Genomic DNA, 19,896 nt, shown 5'->3' with positions numbered 1-19,896 from the left:
GGTTCAAGAACGGGGTTGTCAGGTTGTCAGGTGCGCCCCGTTCCCTTGATCAGCCCTTTGAACGAACTCGCCCGCAGCAAGCCTTCCGACGTGATGTCCCGGTATTCAACATCGGCATAGAACTTTGGCTCTACCCATGTTGCTTTCGGCTTTCTGATGGGTCTGGTTAGCCTTGACTTCGGGCTGACCACTGTATCGAGCTGCTTTCTGATCTGGCTTGAGACGGTACGAGACCAGCCCGTCCCAACCTTGCCCATGTAGATAAGGTCTTTGCCTTCCTGCTTTCCGAGATACAGGGCGGCGACGCCGGTCGGGTCTTTGACAAAGCCGACGACAGGGAATTTGCCCTTCTGCACGGCCTTGATCTTCAGCCAGTTCTCATTTCGCTCCGACCGATACGGGGCGTCCGCTCGCTTAGATATGATGCCCTCCCAATTCAGTTTGGCGGCATGCTCAAACATCTTCTGACCGTCGCCGACGAGATGCTCGGAAAAGAGCACGGGGAGTTCGATATCGTTTTCGCCGAGCAGATCCAGCAGCGCCTGCTTGCGCTCAATCTGAGGGAGTTTGCGGAGATCTCCATCCCGCCAGAGAAGGTCAAAGGCGTAATAGACCAGTCGATCCTGCCGACCGGCTGCTAGTTCAGCCTGCAATTCCGAAAAGTTCGTGCGGCCCTCATGGACTACAACCACTTCGCCATCGATGATGGCTTGACCCGAAATATCGAGCGCGCCAGCAATAACAGAGAACCGTTTGGTCCAGTCCAGTCCGTTGCGGGTGTAGACCTTCTTCCGCCCGCTATCTACGTGAGCCTGTACGCGGTAGCCGTCGTACTTGATCTCATGGAGCCACTGGTCGCCCTGGGGCGCTTTGGCCTTCAGGGTGGCGAGCTGGGGTTTAATGAACCCCGGCATCTCGATACGCTTCGGCACTCAGGAAACTCACAAAAGCCCGCCGCACCTTGGGAGGGCAATGGCGAGCATTTTACCTACTTCCTGAAGATCTCGAACAATCAGGGGACGTGACCGCTCTTACCACCACCAATGCTATAAAGGGGTAGTCTGCAGATTTTTCCCGATCAGGTCCGGCCTCGAAATACCGTGATTCTACGGAATCCTCATTCCTATTGAACGCGATAAGCTTACTCTTGCCAGCGTGGTGTTTTCATCCCGAACAAATTTGGGCTGGCGGAGGGCCGCAGGAATGCGGCCCTTTTGCTATTCGGTAGCTGAGCCGTTCGCTCATGCCACAATTCGCCGGGGGTCCGGCAATCGCCACTACCAGCCCTAGTGCAATTTGCGTTGCGCTCCGCGACCCGCTTTGATGGGCGATGGGCACCAAGTCACGAGAATCCATCTACGGCGCGTCAGTTCGGGCTGCCGCAGAACAGGCAGCGGAGGCGCGCAAGACCGCCGACCGTTTGGCTTGCGAGGCTTGGAACAAACGGATGCTCGGCTTTCAGGGACCGGCGCAGCCTTCTCCAGCGTTGGGCGACGCACTCAATGCCGGCTACCTTTACCTCGAAGTGAAATGCCTTGGCTGCAACATGCATCAAACCGTGCCGCTGAATATAGTCCGCCGACCGAAGACTACGCCAATCCATGAGCTGGAGCGCTACATGCGGTGCAAGGATTGCTCGCGGCTTCAAGGGCGACCGTACAAGCGAAGCCATCTAGTGGCACTGCGGGCGACAAAGATCTCCGCCAACGATCCGGCGTCAGCATGGTGGCCGGGCGAGCGGGATTAGGGACCATGTGCAATCTCTATTCGATCACCACGAACCAAGCGGCTATTGCCGCGCTTTTTCGCGTTATCAACCGCTATGTCGGCAACCTGCCGCCAATGCCAGGCGTGTTTCCGGACTATCCCGCGCCCGTTGTGCGCGACCTCGGCGCTGAGCGCGAGCTGACGGTGATGCGCTGGGGCATGCCGCCGCCACCGCGCACTGGCGGGCCGCCCGTTACGAACATCAGGAACACATCGTCCCCGCACTGGCGGATGTGGCTGAAGCCAGAAAGCCGCTGCCTGGTCCCGTTCAACAGCTTCGCCGAATACGCGCCAGAGCCAAACCCGGAGACTAAGAAAAAGGACGTGGTCTGGTTTGCGTCGAACGACGACCGGCCACTGATGTCGTTCGCGGGCATCTGGACCGAGTTCAAAGGCGACCGGGGCACCAAATCCAAGCCGATTCCGGGGCCGCACCTCGTCTACGGTTTCCTAACCACGACGCCGAACGCGGTCGTCGAACCGATCCATCCCAAGGCTATGCCGGTGATCCTGACGACCGACGAGGAGCGTGATGTCTGGATGCGCGCGCCTTGGGATGAGGCGAAGGCGTTGCAGCGGCCACTACCTGATGACATCCTCCGGATCGTTGCGCGTGGCTCTGACAAAGAGGATCGGGCAGCATCATGAGATCGCTTTTTTGGAGAGCTACGCAACAGCACGCAGCGCAGTTTCCTGCCTGAAGATTCTCCGCTCGGGAAAGCAAAGAGTATCCGTGGCGGGCCCTCGTGAAAGCTCAAGAGTCCGCAAGCTGTCGCCTTCGAATGCCGGACTAAGTTCTAACTTGAGGTACTCGAAGAGCTGGCGATCATGGACGGCAACAACGATCTGTCGGCCATGCTGCTTTGAGAGCGTTCGCAGCAGCGCGGCAAAGTGCGCGATATGAACATCGTCCATCGACTGCACGGGATCATCGAGAATCAGCCATGGGAGTTGCACGGCTACCGTTAAGTGGAGGGCAATAAACAACGTGAGAGCTGCAGTGTTGAGATTCCCCGCGCTGAGCATAGCGCCAGGAGTGCCGCCTGCACTGCCAGATCGATGAGTCGTGATCAATTTCGGTTGCAGCCTGTGCGTGGACTCTGTTGGAATACGGAAGGCCGGAACATAGGGCTCGTTTGGTGCCAGCCGTACGAAGAGATCACGCCACAGCCTATTCAGTCTATCGTTAAACTCCCTTCCGATAATTCGCGACCGGACCGACTCAACCTTGCTCCTTATCGCCTGAGCGTCCGTGCGGATTCCGGCAGCACGCTTAAGAGCTTCATCCGCGCGACGATAACCGACTTGGCTTGTGGCGATTTGACCGTCGGCATCTTTGCGTCGGGCCAATTCAAGAGCTGCTTGCCTGAGCATGTCCCGCGCGCGTGCCCTAGCAGTCATACGCAGATTCTGCGCGCTGGTCCTTTCCTCTATGACCTTCAATAGGCGTCCGACAATATCTTGAGGCGCATCAAGTGAGCTCGGCAGGCTCTGGTCTAGCGACGTAGCGAACTCGGCCAGCGAAGCCATCGTGGCTGTCCTAGAGAGACTGCGGGACTGGTACTCGCTCAGAGCACGTCGCGCAGCAGTTTCGGCTGATGCAAGTGACGCGCCCTCAATCATCGCAGAGCCGAAGCTTGCAAGCTCGGATATGAGTTTTCCTAAAATGTCGACCACTCGGTCCGAGTCGACGGTATCTTTCTGCGTTAGCGTTCTGGATTGAATCTGCGCATTCTCCCTCTCCAGCCGCTCGATCTGCTCCTGTTGCGCAGATCGATTTCGGGTCAAGCCTAGCAAGCGCTCGGCGGATCCCGACAGAAATCGGACCTTGTGGTTTACGTGATCTGATAGCGACCCTTGGCGCTTCTCACTGAAATCCCGTTCGCACACAGGGCAAGTATCGGTAGAGATAAACGATGTTAGCTCCGCGAGAATTGCAGCCAAAGAGCCCGAGTTCGCTGCGATCCTTCCAATTTCTTCATCAATCGTCTGAAGATTCTTGCGAGAGACCGCGAGCTCATTGATGATTTCGGCCCTTCGCCGCGCGTCTTGCGCTGCACGAGTAGATCGATCCTCCACCTGCCGCTTTTGCTCGCGAAGAGAAGAGAGCGTCAGGCGCTGATAGTCTTGGGGATCCGTTGGGGAAGCATCAGCATCTGGCAACACGTCGTTGATGCGCGCACGCAGATTGCGGATGGGCACATCAAATTGTTGCTGCCATACGCGCAGCCGCTCACTTGCCGACTGGTGCGCGGATACAAGGGCGCTCTCATCTTGCTGTGCGTCAGCGTCGGCGCTTCGACTTGCCTCGCGGGCTATAGCCTCAAGACGGCGACGCTGATCGTGGAGATTGGAGAGCGTAGATTCCTCGGGGGTTGAGCTTAGCTCACTCGCAATCGTCTCAAGGTTAGATTCGTCAATAGTGTTATGCAGGCCAAGATTCGATCGCGCGGCGTTGAGCTCGGACAATGCCTCACTCAATGCATTCTGAGCCGCGTCACGTGTGCGTCTATGCTCCGCTAAACTCCGCTCAAGTTGGCTCTTCTCAAATTCGACCTGTCCGTATCGCTCAGTCGTTTTCCGAAGGTTTCGAATGTCCCCGACTGCGGAAAGACCAGTCTCAATTGCATCCAGACGATCGAGTCCGAGCAATTCGCTGACAAATCGCGATAATGGCGAGTCTGGAGACGAGTCCGAATCTTGATATATCTGTAAGAGCTGTCCGAGAAGCGATTGCGGAAGGTAACATCGTTCACTGAAGAATGATGCCACGCCGGTCGGGAGCGTGTCATGGGTCTGCACATTGGTCTGAGTGATGACGCTTTTGAAATTATTCTCGCCTGCTAGGCCTTCTGTTTGAAGCGTGATGGCTCCCTGACTTAGAACATCTTCAGTCGATACCCGATGCAAGAGCTGAGACATGTAATTGGGATCGGCGCGCTGTAGCGAGATAACTCGCCCCGTCAGCGCCAATTCGATTGCTGACAGAAGGCTCGTCTTCCCGGCACCGTTTTCGCCGTGAACGAGGACCACTTTCGCGTCCAACGGTGCGTGGATCGTTCCCCTGATACTACGGAAATTTGTGATTTCGAGGCGTCGAAGCAGGATATCGGTCACTGCCTATCCTCCTCTGACAAGACATCTTCCAGTCGGTTCCCAAGTGCGCGCCCCACGGCGTCCTCGCCACTGACAGATGCTTCAATTACAGCACCAACGAGCTCTTGGTCCAACGTCTTGGGTAACTCTGAGCGCAGTTCGCTCACCGGATCGCCTTCAAGTACCTCGGTCGCATCGTCAATTCTCAGATCCAATGGCAGAAGCACTCGAATGTGATCGTCAAGCGCCTCTGCTGCCGCATCACTTGTCGGTCTGCCGTCACTGTCGAGTGAAGCATGCTCTATTGTGAGCACGCGGCAGCTGGTCGATAGTGCATCGATGTCGCCCGGAAGGGAAGCCCCCGCCAGAATGACGGTCAGAACGTAGCGCGAGCCGGTAATGTCCAGCGCACGGCTCAAAGCTTCGAGACGCTGCCTCACCTTTGTGGCGTCTCGATCGCCATGATCGCCGGTTGCCGTATCGACAATTAGCACTAGATCCAGCCCACGCCCGGCGGTGCCTAGAAGTGCGGCGGTGAACTCGAAATCGACCGAGGCCACCTTGAACGGTGTTGAGAGGGGCTCATACCCTGCGGCTTCCAGCCGTTTCACGAGACCATCAACTAGCAGACTGATGGTCATATTGCGACCTCGGTGGCAAACCGCTTTCGAAGTGCGTCCACGTCGGGCTCCGTGTCGAGCAGTTGGGCAATGCTCACGTGCAAGGTCGTAGGGCCTCCGGTACGACCAGGTGCGCGCTTCGGTCTGCGAGCGCTCACCGTGCCAGGTGGCTGCAACTGATGCCACGCGTCATCTGCATGAATAACGATCGTGTTGTCGTTGGCAAAAGCGCCTCGTTTCTTTAGGTCGAGAGCGACAGCAGCGCTGCGGACGAAGAAGATCGTTCTGGGCTGGGCACCAGCCCATGTTGCGATGCAAGTCAGCACCCCGGCAGTCAGATCACCGCTCGAGGGTGCACTCAGTTGCCATTGACCAGTGGACTGGCCATCGGACAACAATGACAGGGCAATGCCAAGCTCCCCGAGCGAGGCTGCCCGGGCGTTTGGATCGTTGGCCAATTGCCCCATAGGAACACTGCTGATGAGCTCATACGCATACCCATTCGATGGGAGCTGACCGATCCGGAATAGACTTATCATGCGCGACCACAAGGCAATCGCAGCGTTGGCAAACACCGTGCGATCGCCAGTTGCGTTCGCGGCTACCGCGTCGCGTAAACGCTCAAGAGAGTTCGCGAGTTCATCGGCGGCGACCGCTTTGCCGACGAGGCTACAGCGCATCAACACGGTTAGCTTGTCGGTGATCAGCTTCAAGACTAGGGCGAGGAGGACTTGTTCCCCCCATGCTCGCAAATGGGCGCTACCCTCGATATCGGCGATGTTGTCGTTGTACGCGTCAGCGTACACAGTCTTGAGCATCTGGCGCTGGCCATCGCCGATCTCGTTCTCGCAAAAGACGTGCGCTTGAGCGTGAGGGACGCATGGCCAAGGCCATGGATTTGCCTGCCGGGCCCTCACGAAAACGGATTGAAGATTCACATCTTGAAGTGACAACCCAACCATCATGGCCTTCAGGTTCGTCGCTGCTGAGACCACTTCAGCTCGCATTGCCGCAATGGCTTGTTCCTCAGGCCAATTGAGAATCTGAGTCTTGCTCGCGATGAGGCATCTACGATAGGTCGCCGGGTTCTCAGTGGCGTGAATGATACATCCGTGAAACTTTAGGAGTCGCGCTTTTCCAGGCGCGTCTCGCAAGTGAGCTGGATCAACAACGACCTGCAGATTACCACCAATTGCACCGGCAAGCTGTTCGATTGCGGCTTCGATGAACCCATCCCAATTGGCCGATACGATTTCCTGCAACGCACCTTCGAGAATGAGAACAGCAATACTCAAGTGCTCGCATGCAGGAGGGGCGGAGTGACTGAACGCGTCCCGCACATTGACAGCGTCCCACAGCATGAAATCACTAGGCTCACCTTGGATGCGTTCATCTAGCAGGTCGGAGTATTTATTCCACAATGCGTCGCGGATCTGGAGATAGTCCGGCCACTGCGAGAAGGGTTGTCCGAGGAATGCATTTACCTCGGCGATATCAACGCCAGCCAATTTCAGAACGCGTTGGAGTGCTGGCCGGAATCTTGCGGATGTGGCCGCTTCGGCGGTCTTCTCCCGGAGGAAATCGACAGCGCGAGTCACAAGGTCCCCCAAGCTCGGCGCTTTTCTAGAGATGCCAGAGCCAACCCATAGGGCAAATTCACCGTTCTCAAATGCCGCCGCCATCGCACCGAAGTCAGTGTCGAGCTTATGAAGCGTGTCCAAAACGGATATTGTCGTGGCGGCTACAGGTGCCACTGGCATTAGTTAAGTTCCCCCTCACAAAAGGCCGCAGCCTTCGCCCCCAAAATGCGCGACCGTAACAAATTGGCGCAACAGCTATTATAACGAAAGGTTTAGCTTCTGCATCAGTAACATCAACAGGTTGCAATGTCACTGGAGGGTGAAAACCTCAGTTGGGTCGTGCAGCAACGCTTAAACTGGCGCGCCTCGAATCTGCACTCAGGACGTGCGACAAGGTTGCTTTCCCAATCGATTCGCGTTGCGTCGACCATCCCTCAGTTAAGTCCTCGCCGTTGCAGCGCCTCAGGTAGTCGATCACCTTGGCTCGTTCAGCATTTGCCAAGCGGCGAAGTTCGGCAATCGCGATCTTGTGTTCTGCCAGCTGGGCGCTGATGTGACGGTCCTCCGCCGATCGCCGCTCGTTCGCCCCCACTAATTGCGCCAGCTTGAGTTCTAGGGCGCGAGTATTTTTGGTCTGCGCCTTCAACTTCTCATCCTGATTGTCGATCATGGCCTTTAGCTCGGCGACCAATTCGATGAGAACCTCGCGATCAAAGCTGCGTCTGGCGTCGATCCGTCAGGCTTTCGCACGCACCAATGCCGCTGCGCTGGTATCGTATACGTAGTCGGTAATGCTTCCATCCTTTATCCGATCAACTGCTTCGTTGACGACGAACAGCGGCACAAGGAACCATTCGCGCGGGATCACTGGATTCCCAAAGCGATCCTTGATCTCGACATCGAGCTGAGCGGGGCCAAAGATGCGGTGGATGAGGTATTCAAGCTTGGCGCGATTGATGTTGTAGAGTTCGTAGGTCGCAACGGTTTCCACATCGGCCATAAGAAACGTCGGATCGAGCTTCGCATTTGCGATACGCCGGTTTACATCCCCGCTGGTTACGCCGATCTTGTGCAGAACGTCGCGATGAGCTGCTATCACCGGATGGTCGGACTTGCTGCGCAGAACGTAGATCGTGCCACTTGTTAGGTCGCCGTCGGCACTCTCGCCTGCGAAGAGCGGACCCGCTGCGGGGTCGGTAATCCGCCGCCCCGCTTCATCCTTGTGGAGCGCGCGCTGCAATGACCGCATGAGCAGGTTGCTCTCGGTGCCGTTGTCGAAGATTACGCGCAGCCGCGCGTCCGTCCGACCTTGTGCGTTGGAAAACACCTCGCCCATCGCGGCGACGTAGGCCTTCTGCCCGCCGACAATGAACCAGCTACCCGGGCGGATTTCAGCTTTCAGCTCGAACGGGCGAGTTTGGCGCACGCCGGTCGCGATTTCCTTTTGTACCTTCTCGAACAAAGGCTTAAAGCTGTTGAAGTCCTCGCATTTCTCCCGATTGGCGATTTCCTCTGCTGCGCGCTTGTCCTCGGCGGTGCGGACATGGCGGAGTTCGGTAATATCGGATGCGCCTGCCGCATCTCTCAGTTCGGCAAGCAGCTCGTCCTCGTCTACCGTCTCTTCGGGCGCGGCGGAGGCGCTCTCCGTGCCTGTCAACAGTCCCTGATAGTCAAGCGGCGCAAGAAGCGAACGACATTCCTCCAGCGCGCGCAGACGGTCGAGGCGAACGGCATAGAGCCGTTCGAAGATGTCATTATCCTCGCCCTGCTGCGGAGCGCGGTCGTGTTTCTCGAAAAAGCGCTGAATTTCCTCAAACCCGGCAATGATGCGTTCTTCGCGCGCGGAGCGTCCGCCCTTCTTTTCGGGTGCTGCGAAGTCGTCCAGCTCGGCACGTAGCTCGTCAAGGTCGAGATCAGTCATAGCGGCCCTCGTCCTTGAAGCGAACAAAGGCGGCAGCGCCTTCGGCCATCCGCTTTTCCCAGGCATCCGTCGAGCTGATCGAGGGGAGCCGCCCGCGTTCCTTCTTGAACCTGAATGCCCGAACAGCGAGTTCCTTCGCCTCCTCGGGTGTGAGGCTCGTGCGTTTGGCGGAAATCGCCGCCTGCACCTGTTTCAGGCTGTCTTCGCTCATGGTCTTGGCGAGGATAGCATATGCTTCGCCGAACGGATTGATCCGGTCGATCAGATCAATGTCCAACTCGCGCACATCCATCGCGAACCTGCGCACGCCATCAATCAGGGCCGTATTGGCGCTTTGTTCGGCGTCGCTGCCCGTCGCGCCGCCCAGCGCAATCTGTTTGGCCTGTTGCGTCAGGTTGAGGGCGGCGATGGCGTGCTGGCGCACCGCCTCTTGATCGTTTTCGTCGAGTTCCGGATATTTGTCCTTGATGATCTTGCCCATGCGGACCTGCGTCAGCTCCTCGGGTACCAGTTCCTCATCGAACAGACCGCGCTCGATGGCCGTTTTGTCCTGAACGAAGGCGGCAATGACTTCGTTCAAATCTTCCTGGCAGATGCGTGCCGCTTCCTTGCTCTTGGGTTCGGCCAGACCTTTGATCTCGATCTGGAAGTGGCCCGTTTTTTCGTTGAAGCCGACATTGCACTTCTTAGGATCATAACCCTCTTCCCCGTAGTCAAACCCTTCCACCGGGCCGCTCGTGGGGTTCTTCGGTTTGAACTCGAAGCGGGGCGCAAGCACTTGCTCCATGAGAAGGCTCGCCGCTATGGCCTTTAAGGTGTCGTTCACCGCCTCGGTGACCGCCTCGTCGGCCGCGTCCGGTTGGGCAATCAGGTTGGAGAACCGCGCCCGTGTCTTTCCCGGCGCGTCACGGGTGGCGCGGCCAATGATCTGCACGATTTCAGTCAGGCTCGAACGATAGCCGACTGTCAGCGCATGCTCGCACCATATCCAGTCGAAACCTTCCTTCGCCATGCCGAGCGCAATGATGATGTCCACATGGTCGCGGTTGTTCTTCTGTGCCGGATCTTTCAGCGCTGCGGAAACGCGGTCGCGCTTCGCAGGATCGTCATCGACTAGGTCGGCGATTTTGAGCACGCTGCCGTTAGGTATTTTGACCAGCTGAAACCCGGTCACGGCGTCCGTCCCCTGCCATTCGCCTAGTTCCTCGATGATATGCTCGACTTCCTTGATCTTTTGCTTCGTGCTTTCGCGCGCATTGACGCTAGGGATGTGGATGATCGTCTTCTGGCGGGGGTCGAGCACCTGCATGATGTCGCCGGTATAAGGGCCGGAGTAGAAAAAATACCCGATGTCGAGCTGCTTGAGGTATTCGTAGCCATTGAGCTGCTCATAATAAGTGTAAGTGATGGTATCGAACTTCGACTCGTCCTGCGGGACCAGCACGGCCTCGGCATCGCCCCGGAAATAGGAGCCGGTCATGGCGACGATGTGCGCCTTGTCGCGGGCGATGAACTGTCCGAGGTGCACGCCGAGCTTGTTGTCGGGGTTGGCCGAAACATGGTGAAATTCGTCTACGGCGATCAGCCGGCCGTCGAACGCCTCGACCCCGAACTTGTCCACGGCGAAACGGAAGGTGGCGTGGGTGCAGACCAGCACCTTGTCGTCGCCATCAAGGAAAGCGCCGACAGAATTGACCTTGCCGCCATTGTCGTTTCCGGGCGCGTCGCACAGATTCCATTTGGGCGCAACCGTCCAGTCGGCCCAAAAGCCGAACTTGGCCAGCGGTTCGTCGTGAAAGCTCGCACCGATGGATTTCTCCGGCACGACGATGATCGCCTGTTTGAGCCCCTGATTGGTAAGCTTGTCGAGGGCGATGAACATGAGCGCACGGCTCTTGCCCGAGGCCGGTGGGGACTTGATGAGAAGATACTGCTCGCCGCGTCTTTCGTAGGCGCGCTCCTGCATGGGGCGCATGCCAAGCGCATTGGCCTTGGTCGAGCTGCCGTTGCGGGCGTAGGAGACCGAGACAGAGGGGACGGATTTGATCTCGTCGGTCATGCGTTCACTCCCGCCTTGCGCCTCTTCGTTGCGCCTTGGCTCGCGCTCAACTTCGTGTACAGGTCGAACAGCTTCTCCAGCCGCTCGGTGTCGTTGCGAAACCGACGGCCGATATAGATGCGCTCAAGCACCTCGTCGTTACGCTCATGCGCCTGGCGTAGGTTCTCGGGCATCTTTTCGGGGTCGTAAAGATCAGCAATCGTCGCCGGGAACTGCGCCTCGCGTGCCAACAGGATGTCTTCGGCGCAGCGGGTTAGGTCCACCTTGTTCTTCTCGGTGAGGGAGGGGACAGGAAAAGTGTTCCAGCCAAGGGTGTTGGAGAAGCGGAAATCTGTCTTGATCTTTCCACAAACGGCGCCGATCCACACGATCGAAAGGCGTGAAGCAAAGACAGCGATATTCCATAGCGGAGGATCGTAGAACGAGAACGCCCCATCGCCAACAATTGCGCCGTTTGGAAGAGCGATCACGGGATAGTAATCTCTGCTCTCCGAGGAATGTCGGGGGATCTGAAAAATCGTTTCAAGTCCCGTTTGCCTAATCTGCTGAAATTCGTATGGCTTATCCACTCCCGCCCTGGTTAGAGGCTTGTCACTCTTCTCCCTCATTTCGACAACTTTCAAGAAGCGGGCCTGGAATTCCCCTATCTCCTTCAGCGCAAAATAATCCTCCTCAGAAGCCCAAATGCAATAGCGTCCCGTTCCGTGAGTGCCATCATGCGCCCCAAAGAAGGGGCGAACTGTGTGTACATAACGTGGCGCTGCTGCTTTAAGCGTGGCAGCGACTTCTGCGTCGAAAATTAGTCCGCCACCATCAGCAGGTTTGTTGCCATTCACGACAGGCGCCATGCCGTTTTGAGGTGCGGTCTCATTCTTTACGTAGATGTCTTTGTAAGGAACAAGGTATGCATTGATATTTTCAACTTCTCTGACAAGTCCGACATCCCCGTCAAAGTACCTGACCAACCGCGGGTTTCTTTGCAAGCCCACAATGCAGACCGTCACTCCCGCGTTCTTGCTCGCCAAATTTGACCACTTAAATGAGGTGACCGCAAAAGAAATGCGAACGCCTTCAGTAAGGCACTGTGGCCAAAAGCGATAAACCTGTTCACCTTGGCAAATAGAATTGGTCGTGACGAAAGCAGCCGACGCTTCGCAGAAACCCAGAAAAATCCGAGCTTTTTGAAAAAAGCCGAGGATATAGTCAAAGGATTTCCAAGCTGGAAAGGTCGTTCCGAAGACGAAACCCATATCGTCCTTTTGTAGGGTGTTCTGCTCGGTTCCTCCTTTGTAAGGCGGGTTGCCACATATGTAAGTCTCGCCGCCCTCATTCTCGAAGTCGATTTGGGCCTGGTCGAGCGGCGTGTGAAACAGGTCTTCCGCGTGATGCTTGACACCAGTTCCCGTGGGCGGGCAGATGCTAAGCCAGTCGAGGCGTAAGGCATTGCCACAGGTGATCCAGTTCTCTGTGTCGAGCGGCAAGAACTCGGCCAAGGCTTCTTTCTGGCCGCGATAAAGCTCATCGCACTGAAATTCCGCGATGATGAGGGCGAGGCGCGCTATTTCGGCGGCGAAGTCGCGCAACTCAATGCCGCGAAAGTTCGTCAACGGAATTTCCGAAGGCCGATCCGCTTCGCCGCGCCGCTTGTTGATCTTGGCCTCGATGGCCCGCATTTCCTTGTAGGCGATGACAAGGAAATTGCCGCTGCCGCAGGCGGGGTCGAACACGCGGATTCTGGCCATGCGGTTACGCAGATTGAGGAGCTTGCGCGAATTATCTCCCGCCTCATCCAGATGCTCGCGTAGGTCGTCGAGGAAGAGCGGGTTCAGCACTTTCAGGATATTGGGGACGCTGGTGTAGTGCATCCCAAGAGCACCGCGCTCCTCATCGTCGGCGACGGCCTGGATCATCGAGCCGAAGATGTCGGGGTTGATCTTCGTCCAATCGAGATTGCCGATATGGAGAAGGTAGGGTCGCGCAATCCGACTGAAACGCGGCACCTCCGCGCTCCCTGAGAAAAGGCCGCCATTGACGTAAGGAAACTTGTCCGCCCACCGGGCGATTCCAGCTCGCTCCCGATCCCCGCGCTTTGTGTTCATGGCACGGAACAACTCGCTGATCACCTCATGGGTATTGGACGAGTCCCGCGCGCTCATCTGCTCGATGGTGGCCGTAAACAGGCGCTTCCCGTTGAAGATGTCGGTGTCCTCCGCGAAAAAGCAGAAGATCAGCCGCGCCATGAAATGGTTCATGTCGGGACGGCGCTCGACCGTTCCCCAATCGGGGTTGTCCTTGAGAAGCTCGACATAGAGGCGGTTCAGGCGGCTGGTGGCCCGGATGTCAAAAGAGCTGTCGCGGACCTGCTTGACGGTGGTGATCCCGGCGAGCGGCAGGAAGAAACCAAAGTGATCAGGGAAGTCCCGATAGGCACACGCAATCGGCGGATCGTTCGACTCCAGGTCCTCGGCCTCGAACTCCGCCCCGTCGGTCGCGAGGATGTATCGCGCCTTCGCTCTGGCCGTTGCCGGGCTGGCCTTCAGCGCGGCAAGAATTTTGGTAACCTCGCCCAGCGGACACACGGCGATGTGGATATTGTTCGTTTGCAGAACACCGCCCAAATCGGACTTGTTAGACGCACCCGAGCGCAGCCGCTTGATCGTTGTATCCTTGTTCCCGAACGCTTGGAGGAAAGCGAAAGGGAATTCGATGGCGTCAAACGGCTTCTCAGCAAGCTCCGAAATCGCTTCTTCGATCTCAACTGGATTCATCTAGTCTGCCCCAGCACTCCCCGGCGGGATTAGCCCTGATCAGCTGAACGGACCTAAACGCCTTGCCCCGTAAAGGCGAGAATTTGGTAGGAATCGGTGCCTTCCTTGTCACTTAGTTGCGGCCTGTGCGCAAGCGCCGATGTTCTACCAATGGCTGATTGTCCCCGCGTGGTCACCCAGGTCAAAAGTGGATGCTGCCATAGGCTTTTCCTGTCGTTGCTCACAGCCAAACCTCCACGATCTGCGGCTCGTCATCGGGATGGCGCATCATGCAATGCAGGCCCCACGCGATCATCTGCGCGCGAAGCGCCGCAAGGTCGGTCGAGACCAGCCGATGCTCGGTCATCTCAGCGCCGGCGGCCCCGATCAGCGACAGGCGCGCGACGTAGCAGCTCGGGTAGTCCGAAGGCCGATCATAGATCGTCCAGAGCCGCAGCCGCGCATGCTCGGGGCCTGGTATTCCGCGCCCGTCCATCTCGTTCATCGCCTGCATCTCCACGATAGATGCCGCCCGATGTGGAAATAGCGGCGGCCTTTCTTGCCGCATACCGGATCGGCATGGCGTCGCGAGCTGCTTTGGCCTTGCTTGGCCTGAACTGGCTTTGTCTGGCCTTCTTCAGCCATGCTCGCCTGATGCATAGCTGCAGCTGGAGCCTGCCAGCGCTCATCCAAAGGCCAGCAGCGGGGCGATCCGCTCGGCGCTAATGATGCGAAAAATCGGCTCGGGCGGCGGCCCAGGCGCTGGCGCTGATGCGATATTCCGCGCGCCATGGCCCAATACAGCCGCCACCGCCAAGGCGCACCAGAGGGCTCCTAAAGCGATGGCCAGCCGGATCGGGAATCGCGGCTGCAGCAGGGGATGCACGGGGCTCACCTTGGCTGTGCCCCAGCCTTGGCGGGATCGATGGCAACAAAAAAGCCGCCCCAGATCAACCGGGGCGGCTAACTTTTTTTAAGGTCAGGCGGCTTGTCTCATCTCCTCCCGCGCTTCCATCGGCGCGCTGACGATGCGCCTGATCTCATCAGCCAGCCGCTGCAGGGCCTCGCGCTTTTCAACGATGCGCTGATCCTGATCGTAATGCTCGCCGGTCACCGCCGCGATCTCGCCGTGCTCATCGGCCTTGACGACATGGTCGAGGCACATCGAGATGATAGAGCGCGGCACCTTAATGCTGCCCATCAGGCTGGCGGCGGTGCGGCGCAGATCATGCGGCGTGAAAGGCTTCATGCCGAGCAGGCGGCAGATGCCGAGGCTTTCGATCACCACCTTGCCCTTGACGCGCTTGGTCTTGCCGCGCAGCGCGCAGGCCATCGCCTTGCGATGCAGCGGCTCGGTGCCGAAGCGGCCCGCGAACATCCACGGGTAATTGCCCATCGCTTCCCGTGCGATCTCGACCGCCAGATCGGAAAGCGGCTGATGAATCTCGCGGGCCTTTTTGACGCGCTCCTCGGGGATCACCACCAGCGGAAGCTTGTCGCTTAAGCCGCGCCCGGCCAGCTCATCCTGATGGATGTGCAGCATCTCCCACGAGCGCAGCATGCTGACCAGCGCGAACTTGAGCGCGAGGCAGATGCGGCGATCGATCGGCATGTCAGAACGATCGAGACCATGCCATAGCACCCTGATCTCGTCATGGCTCAGCTTGCGCGTGCGCGGCGGCTCCTTCGGCAGCGGCGGCAGATTCACGCAGGGGCTGGAGCTAACGTAGTCTTCCTGCGCCGCCCATTTGAACAAGGCCGACACCGCCTTGCGCATGTGGCGAGCGTTGCTGATCGACTTCTTTTTTGGCTTGCCGTTGACGATCAGCTCGCCCTGCAGGATATCCTTCTGCAGCTGCGCAATGTCGCGCTTGGTGACCTCGGTCGCGATCATCGATCCGAGGCGCGGGCGCACGAGGCGGTTCAGATGGCTGGCCATGTTCGCCCAATCCTTTTTACGCGGCCCCATCTTCAGCGTGATGCCATCCTTGGCGCGGCCCTTCGGCTCTTCCTCGCTCATCCAATCAATGCGCAGATCGATCAGCGCATCGACGGTGAGCGCCTGCTTGGCCTGCGCCGCATGCGCCCGCCGCGCGGCGGCAGCGATATCCTCGCCATTGGCAATGCGGCCCTTCAGCTTGATCGCTTCTCTGCGCCAATAGGCCACGTCGCGCTCGCCTTCCTGATAGACGCCGAGCCGATGGCTGGCGCGCTTCTTGGTGATTGGCGAAGTGTACTTCAGGCAGAAAGTCGGCGGCGCTGTGGGGCTCAGGCTGACGTACAGGCCCGAGCACTCGGCATCGTAAATTTTGGTGCGCTTGCTGACCGCCTTGCGGCAATGCTTCTCGGTGATGTTCATTGGTGATGCTTCCTTATCGCGCGAGCTGGTTGTTGGGATGATCGGGGTGCGGCTCCAGATGCACGTGATCGATATCGAGGATCAGGTAGTGGCCATTAATGTGCAGGCCTTCATACCAGCCGCGCGATTCCATCTCGGCGCGCATGTTCTCCTCGGTGTAGCGCTGAAACCAGCCGCCGCTCGCGTTGAAGTTCGCAACCAGCTGGCTCAGCATCATCACCGTCGGGCCTTCATTATCGCCCGTGTAGAGCACGCGCATATCCTTGGGCTGCGCCATGGTGAAGGCCAGCTCGCTGACCTTGCGCGCCTTCGGATGGATCAGCAGGTCGCCTTCCGATCGGATCAAGCCGCGCTTCAGCAGCACTTCAAATTTCTTGTCATCAAGCTGCCATTGCAGGATCGCGCCCTCGGCCTTCTCCAGCCTTTCGAGGCAGCCCGCGACCTCGGCGCGCTCCTCTTCGACGGCTTCGATGATCACCGCCCAGTCATCGGTTACGATTGGATCGGTGATGGTGTCCAGATTGTCGGACGGCTCCAGCGTAAAGCGGCAGCCCTCGCTGATCTCACGCTGCTCGGGATCGGCGTAGTCGATCCAGATGCGAAGGCCCAGCTCCTCGCTGACGAAGTTGGGGCAAGAGTCGTTGTGCCAAGAATTGTCCGCGAAGCCTTGCGGGATCGCGGGCATGTCATCGGCGGGGAAGTCGGGAAATTCAGTGCGATAATTAGCCATTGTTTGGGTTTTCCTTTGAACGTGATCAGTTACGCTGGCGGGACTGGCGCGACGGCAGCAGCTCCAGCGACTCGCCTTTGACTTCGATGATGATCTGCTCAGCGCCAGCAATGATGTGAGCCTTGATCTGCGCGGCCCACGGCAGGCACTCGCCGAAGTCATCGCCGCCGACCAGCGCGCGGGCGGTGTCATACCAGCCCTTGTCGATGCTCGGATTGCAGCCCTCGGCATAGGCGACGTATCGCCTGAAGAACTTGCCCTTGGCCTTGGTATCCAGCGCGTCGGCGGGTTCGCCATTGCTCATCAGGTAGACGCCCTCGTCATGCACCAGCAGCACTGATGCAGCATCGGGCGGCGCGGTAATTGCCTTGCCATCGCGATAATCAACGAGGCGCTCGGCCTGCTTCGGCGCGGCGAGAGAATGATCCACTACGCGAAGCAGATCGTTGGCTTTAAAAATAAGGTTTGCCATGATGATCAAGCCTCTTACTTGGCAGATGCAGGCACGAAGAGCAGATCGCTGCGCGGCGACCAGAGGCAATCGGGCTCGCCCTGCCAGCGCACGCAGATGCTGAACTTGCCGTAGGTTTTGATTGCCTTGCCGGTGCTGCCCATCGCGACCGGAACGCAGCCCGCGACCTTCGCTGCTGCGGCCTGATCGCCGTCGCGGGCGAGCGAGCGCGCCTTGTCATGGTTAGCTTCAGTATCGCAGCCGATCGTCGCCACGTTGGCGGCGATGGTGTCGCCATATTGCGCGTCGGGCTTCTTCGGCTGCGATGGTTCGAAAGCGCCGCCGATCCAAAGCAGGCCAACGCCCATGGCTGCGGCGATTATGATTCCAGTTCTCATACTCATTGTGGGTTTTCCTTTGTGGGTTTTGAAAGCATGAAGGGCGGCCCTGATGAGAGCCGCCCCTTGATCGCGTTACTTCGGAGCCGATGCCGAGAGCGTGCCATCGGCGGCTTGCTTCAGCTTCATGCCCTTGCGGGCGCAGATCGCCTTGATGTTGATCGAAGGCCAGTCAACCGCCTCGGCGATATCCTTGCGCGTCACCGCCTTTTTGCCGGTGAGCATCTTTATGACGATATCAACCTTCGAGCTGCCTTCTTTCTTCGCGGGCTTGGCCTTCGCGGGCTTCGCTTTCTTGGCGGGCTTCGCGGCCTTCGCTGGCTTCGCGGCCTTCGCTGGCTTTGCCTTCAGCGCGGCGCGCTCGGCGGCCTCGGCTTTCGCCGCAGCAAGATCGGCCTCGGATGGCGAGCCAACCTTCGGCCCTTTCGCGGGCTTCGCATCGCGCGCCTTATCATCGGCCTTCGCGGCTTCGCTACCTGCATCGGCGGGCGTGCGGCCATACAATGCCGGGACGAGGACCGCGCGGCCATCCTCGGTGATCGCGTACACCAGCGCCTTGCGGGCATTGTTCGCGGTCGCATTCAACTTCGCCGCCTCGATCCGCGCAGCAGCAAGCGTGGCAAACTCGAAAGTCTGCGGCTTGTTATTCTTCAGGATGGTTGCGGTGAATTTTTTACAAGCCGGGATGAGCGCCAGATCAGCAGCATCGGCAGGGTGGGTTTTCAGCTTAGTCATTTGACAGTTTCCTTTTTCAGAAGGCCTCGCGGAATTGCGGGGCGTTCTGACCGCCTAACCCCGGCACCTATCGGTGTCCGGGGCGGCTGGGAGGCATTTGCCAAGATCAGTTCAGCTGTGTTGCTCCATCGGTTTCGCGATGCAAACCGGCCATCGCTTTTTCAATTTCCAGATTGCGGAGCGAGGCCTGCAGATCAGCGAGCATTTTCTTCAACTCGACGATGCGGGCGCGGATGATCTCGGGCTCGGTCATTTGAACACCGCGATGCCGTTGGAGTAGCAGGTGTCGATATCGCGCCCGGCAGGTACATCACCGGGGCGCAGGATGAAGAGCGGCGAGCCGCGTGGATCGCCCTGCACGTGGAAGGCGAAACCGGGATAGGCCTTCATGATCTTTGCGAGTCGCTTCAGCGCGGCGGTCTCGCGATCGGGAATCTGGATGCGCCCGCGCTTGCCATTCTGGCCAGTGTCAAAGGTCAGATAAGTCAGCTTGGTTTTCTCATCGCGCTCGATCGCTTCGCCGCGCTCGTTGCCGCACTCCAGCTCATGCCAGCGATGCAGCGTCATCGAGATTCGGCGCAATGCACGTGCGTCATCCTCACTGATCCCCGCGCTCTTCAGCGTGGGGATGCAGTCCTTTCTCTTCGTCGTCATAGTCGGTAGTCTCTCTGGGCCGCGCCCATTAGTGGGTTTTGGGCGCTGCCGCTGGTGGCTCGGCTCTAGCCTCGTCGGCCTTGGGAAGGGTTCGAGGCTGGGGCCTTGCCCCAGTAGCAGCGGGTTCGCGGTGATCCGGCTTCGCCTTGCTGGATAATGATAAATCCGAAAAGGCCTATTTTTGAAGGCCTTAAGATCGGGCCAGATCGGCTAAGTACAGGTCACCTGCCCACAAAATAGGGCCGTGTGGTCCTGGCACCCGTGGCTGGTGTCAAGTCCGCGGAGGATGCGCCGGCCCGACCGGGTAAGCGCCATCCGTCAATCTGCGGATGATGGTGGCTAAAGGAATTCGCACACCAGGGAGAGCGCGAAGTACGCCGTAAAACCATTGCGCAGGGAAGGCCGGATGCTCTCCGCTGGACCTGTATGCTCGTGTGCGCGTTCTTTTGCGCAAATTGCACACGAGACCGCGGGTGCAGCGCGCACCCGGTCTTCCCTGCGCCCTCTGTTCTCAAGGGCGTGAAAGATCAGGCAAAGCTCGGGCGAAACGCGCCGCGAGATCGCGAAGCTGTGTTTACTCCCTCGCCCCGCTCTTCGCGGGGAGAGAGTAGGGGTGAGCGGCTCTCTCCATGCACTCGACTCGTGGAGACAGCCCCTTGTATCTGCACGGCCAAGATTTGTGCGATGGAAGCGACTTAGCGTCTTGGCCGGTGGCCACCGGCCAAGACGCGTGGCGATGTCGCCCGTTCCCCCTCCGGCTACAACCGTGGGTGAGCTTT

The 19,896-nt window shown here is 58.6% G+C and carries 18 protein-coding genes; 2 read left to right on the top strand and 16 right to left on the bottom strand.

Annotation, left to right across the window (positions count from 1 at the left end; genetic code table 11):
- Positions 1-26: 26 nt before the first annotated feature.
- Positions 27-932, bottom strand: a complete 906-nt coding sequence (gene ligD / locus AC0QUY_RS30125) for a non-homologous end-joining DNA ligase (protein WP_475389852.1) — start codon at positions 930-932, stop codon at positions 27-29.
- Between the two features lie 398 nt (positions 933-1,330).
- Here ligD and AC0QUY_RS30120 point away from each other — a divergent pair, with 398 nt between their 5' ends.
- Together AC0QUY_RS30120 and AC0QUY_RS30115 are read left to right on the top strand one after the other, a co-directional pair.
- A complete protein-coding gene (locus AC0QUY_RS30120; protein ID WP_475389851.1) occupies positions 1,331-1,747 on the top strand; it encodes a hypothetical protein in 417 nt (138 codons plus the stop codon).
- A 5-nt stretch (positions 1,748-1,752) separates the two neighbouring features.
- On the top strand, positions 1,753-2,415 hold the full coding sequence (locus tag AC0QUY_RS30115; RefSeq protein ID WP_475389981.1) for an SOS response-associated peptidase: 663 nt from the start codon (positions 1,753-1,755) through the stop codon (positions 2,413-2,415).
- A gap of 18 nt (positions 2,416-2,433) precedes the next feature.
- On the opposite strand, the gene AC0QUY_RS30110 is transcribed toward AC0QUY_RS30115, so the two are convergent.
- The 15 genes from AC0QUY_RS30110 to AC0QUY_RS30040 all read right to left on the bottom strand — a co-directional run bounded on the left by AC0QUY_RS30110 (position 2,434) and on the right by AC0QUY_RS30040 (position 19,117).
- Complete coding sequence (locus AC0QUY_RS30110) at positions 2,434-4,884, bottom strand: AAA family ATPase (protein WP_475389850.1); 2,451 nt, start codon at positions 4,882-4,884, stop codon at positions 2,434-2,436.
- Positions 4,881-5,504 (bottom strand): hypothetical protein, encoded by a 624-nt coding sequence (locus tag AC0QUY_RS30105; RefSeq protein WP_475389848.1) that lies wholly within the window; start codon positions 5,502-5,504, stop codon positions 4,881-4,883. The genes AC0QUY_RS30110 and AC0QUY_RS30105 overlap by 4 nt, the downstream gene beginning before the upstream one ends.
- Entirely contained in the window at positions 5,501-7,243 is a 1,743-nt protein-coding gene (locus tag AC0QUY_RS30100) for an SIR2 family protein (RefSeq protein ID WP_475389847.1), read from the bottom strand. The genes AC0QUY_RS30105 and AC0QUY_RS30100 overlap by 4 nt, the downstream gene beginning before the upstream one ends.
- A 148-nt stretch (positions 7,244-7,391) precedes the next feature.
- Entirely contained in the window at positions 7,392-7,733 is a 342-nt protein-coding gene (locus AC0QUY_RS30095; RefSeq protein WP_475389846.1) for a hypothetical protein, read from the bottom strand.
- 66 nt (positions 7,734-7,799) lie between these two features.
- Complete coding sequence (locus tag AC0QUY_RS30090) at positions 7,800-8,984, bottom strand: GIY-YIG nuclease family protein (protein ID WP_475389845.1); 1,185 nt, start codon at positions 8,982-8,984, stop codon at positions 7,800-7,802.
- Positions 8,977-11,043, bottom strand: coding sequence for a DEAD/DEAH box helicase (locus tag AC0QUY_RS30085; RefSeq protein ID WP_475389844.1), 2,067 nt, complete (start codon positions 11,041-11,043; stop codon positions 8,977-8,979). Before AC0QUY_RS30085 ends, AC0QUY_RS30090 begins: the two co-directional genes overlap by 8 nt.
- Positions 11,040-13,811, bottom strand: coding sequence for a class I SAM-dependent DNA methyltransferase (locus AC0QUY_RS30080; RefSeq protein WP_475389843.1), 2,772 nt, complete (start codon positions 13,809-13,811; stop codon positions 11,040-11,042). The genes AC0QUY_RS30085 and AC0QUY_RS30080 overlap by 4 nt, the downstream gene beginning before the upstream one ends.
- A 220-nt stretch (positions 13,812-14,031) precedes the next feature.
- Positions 14,032-14,295 carry a hypothetical protein gene (locus AC0QUY_RS30075; RefSeq protein ID WP_475389842.1) on the bottom strand — a complete coding sequence of 88 codons (264 nt, stop codon included), beginning with the start codon at positions 14,293-14,295 and terminating at the stop codon, positions 14,032-14,034.
- A gap of 474 nt (positions 14,296-14,769) precedes the next feature.
- The gene (locus AC0QUY_RS30070; RefSeq protein WP_475389841.1) at positions 14,770-16,149 is read right to left on the bottom strand and encodes a tyrosine-type recombinase/integrase; all 1,380 of its coding nucleotides are present in this window, start codon (positions 16,147-16,149) and stop codon (positions 14,770-14,772) included.
- 13 nt (positions 16,150-16,162) lie between these two features.
- Complete coding sequence (locus tag AC0QUY_RS30065; protein ID WP_475389840.1) at positions 16,163-16,879, bottom strand: hypothetical protein; 717 nt, start codon at positions 16,877-16,879, stop codon at positions 16,163-16,165.
- Between the two features lie 25 nt (positions 16,880-16,904).
- On the bottom strand, positions 16,905-17,351 hold the full coding sequence (locus tag AC0QUY_RS30060; RefSeq protein WP_475389980.1) for a DUF3085 domain-containing protein: 447 nt from the start codon (positions 17,349-17,351) through the stop codon (positions 16,905-16,907).
- Between the two features lie 14 nt (positions 17,352-17,365).
- Positions 17,366-17,734, bottom strand: coding sequence for a hypothetical protein (locus tag AC0QUY_RS30055; protein WP_475389839.1), 369 nt, complete (start codon positions 17,732-17,734; stop codon positions 17,366-17,368).
- Between the two features lie 69 nt (positions 17,735-17,803).
- Complete coding sequence (locus AC0QUY_RS30050) at positions 17,804-18,463, bottom strand: hypothetical protein (RefSeq protein WP_475389838.1); 660 nt, start codon at positions 18,461-18,463, stop codon at positions 17,804-17,806.
- A gap of 106 nt (positions 18,464-18,569) precedes the next feature.
- The gene (locus AC0QUY_RS30045) at positions 18,570-18,716 is read right to left on the bottom strand and encodes a hypothetical protein (protein ID WP_475389837.1); all 147 of its coding nucleotides are present in this window, start codon (positions 18,714-18,716) and stop codon (positions 18,570-18,572) included.
- Positions 18,713-19,117: a hypothetical protein gene (locus AC0QUY_RS30040; RefSeq protein WP_475389836.1), complete on the bottom strand. Its 405-nt coding sequence runs from the start codon at positions 19,115-19,117 to the stop codon at positions 18,713-18,715. The genes AC0QUY_RS30045 and AC0QUY_RS30040 overlap by 4 nt, the downstream gene beginning before the upstream one ends.
- Positions 19,118-19,896 lie beyond the last annotated feature (779 nt).

This window comes from Bradyrhizobium sp. WYCCWR15520 (assembly GCF_056174665.1).
This window is presented reverse-complemented; position numbering and strand designations above follow the sequence as displayed.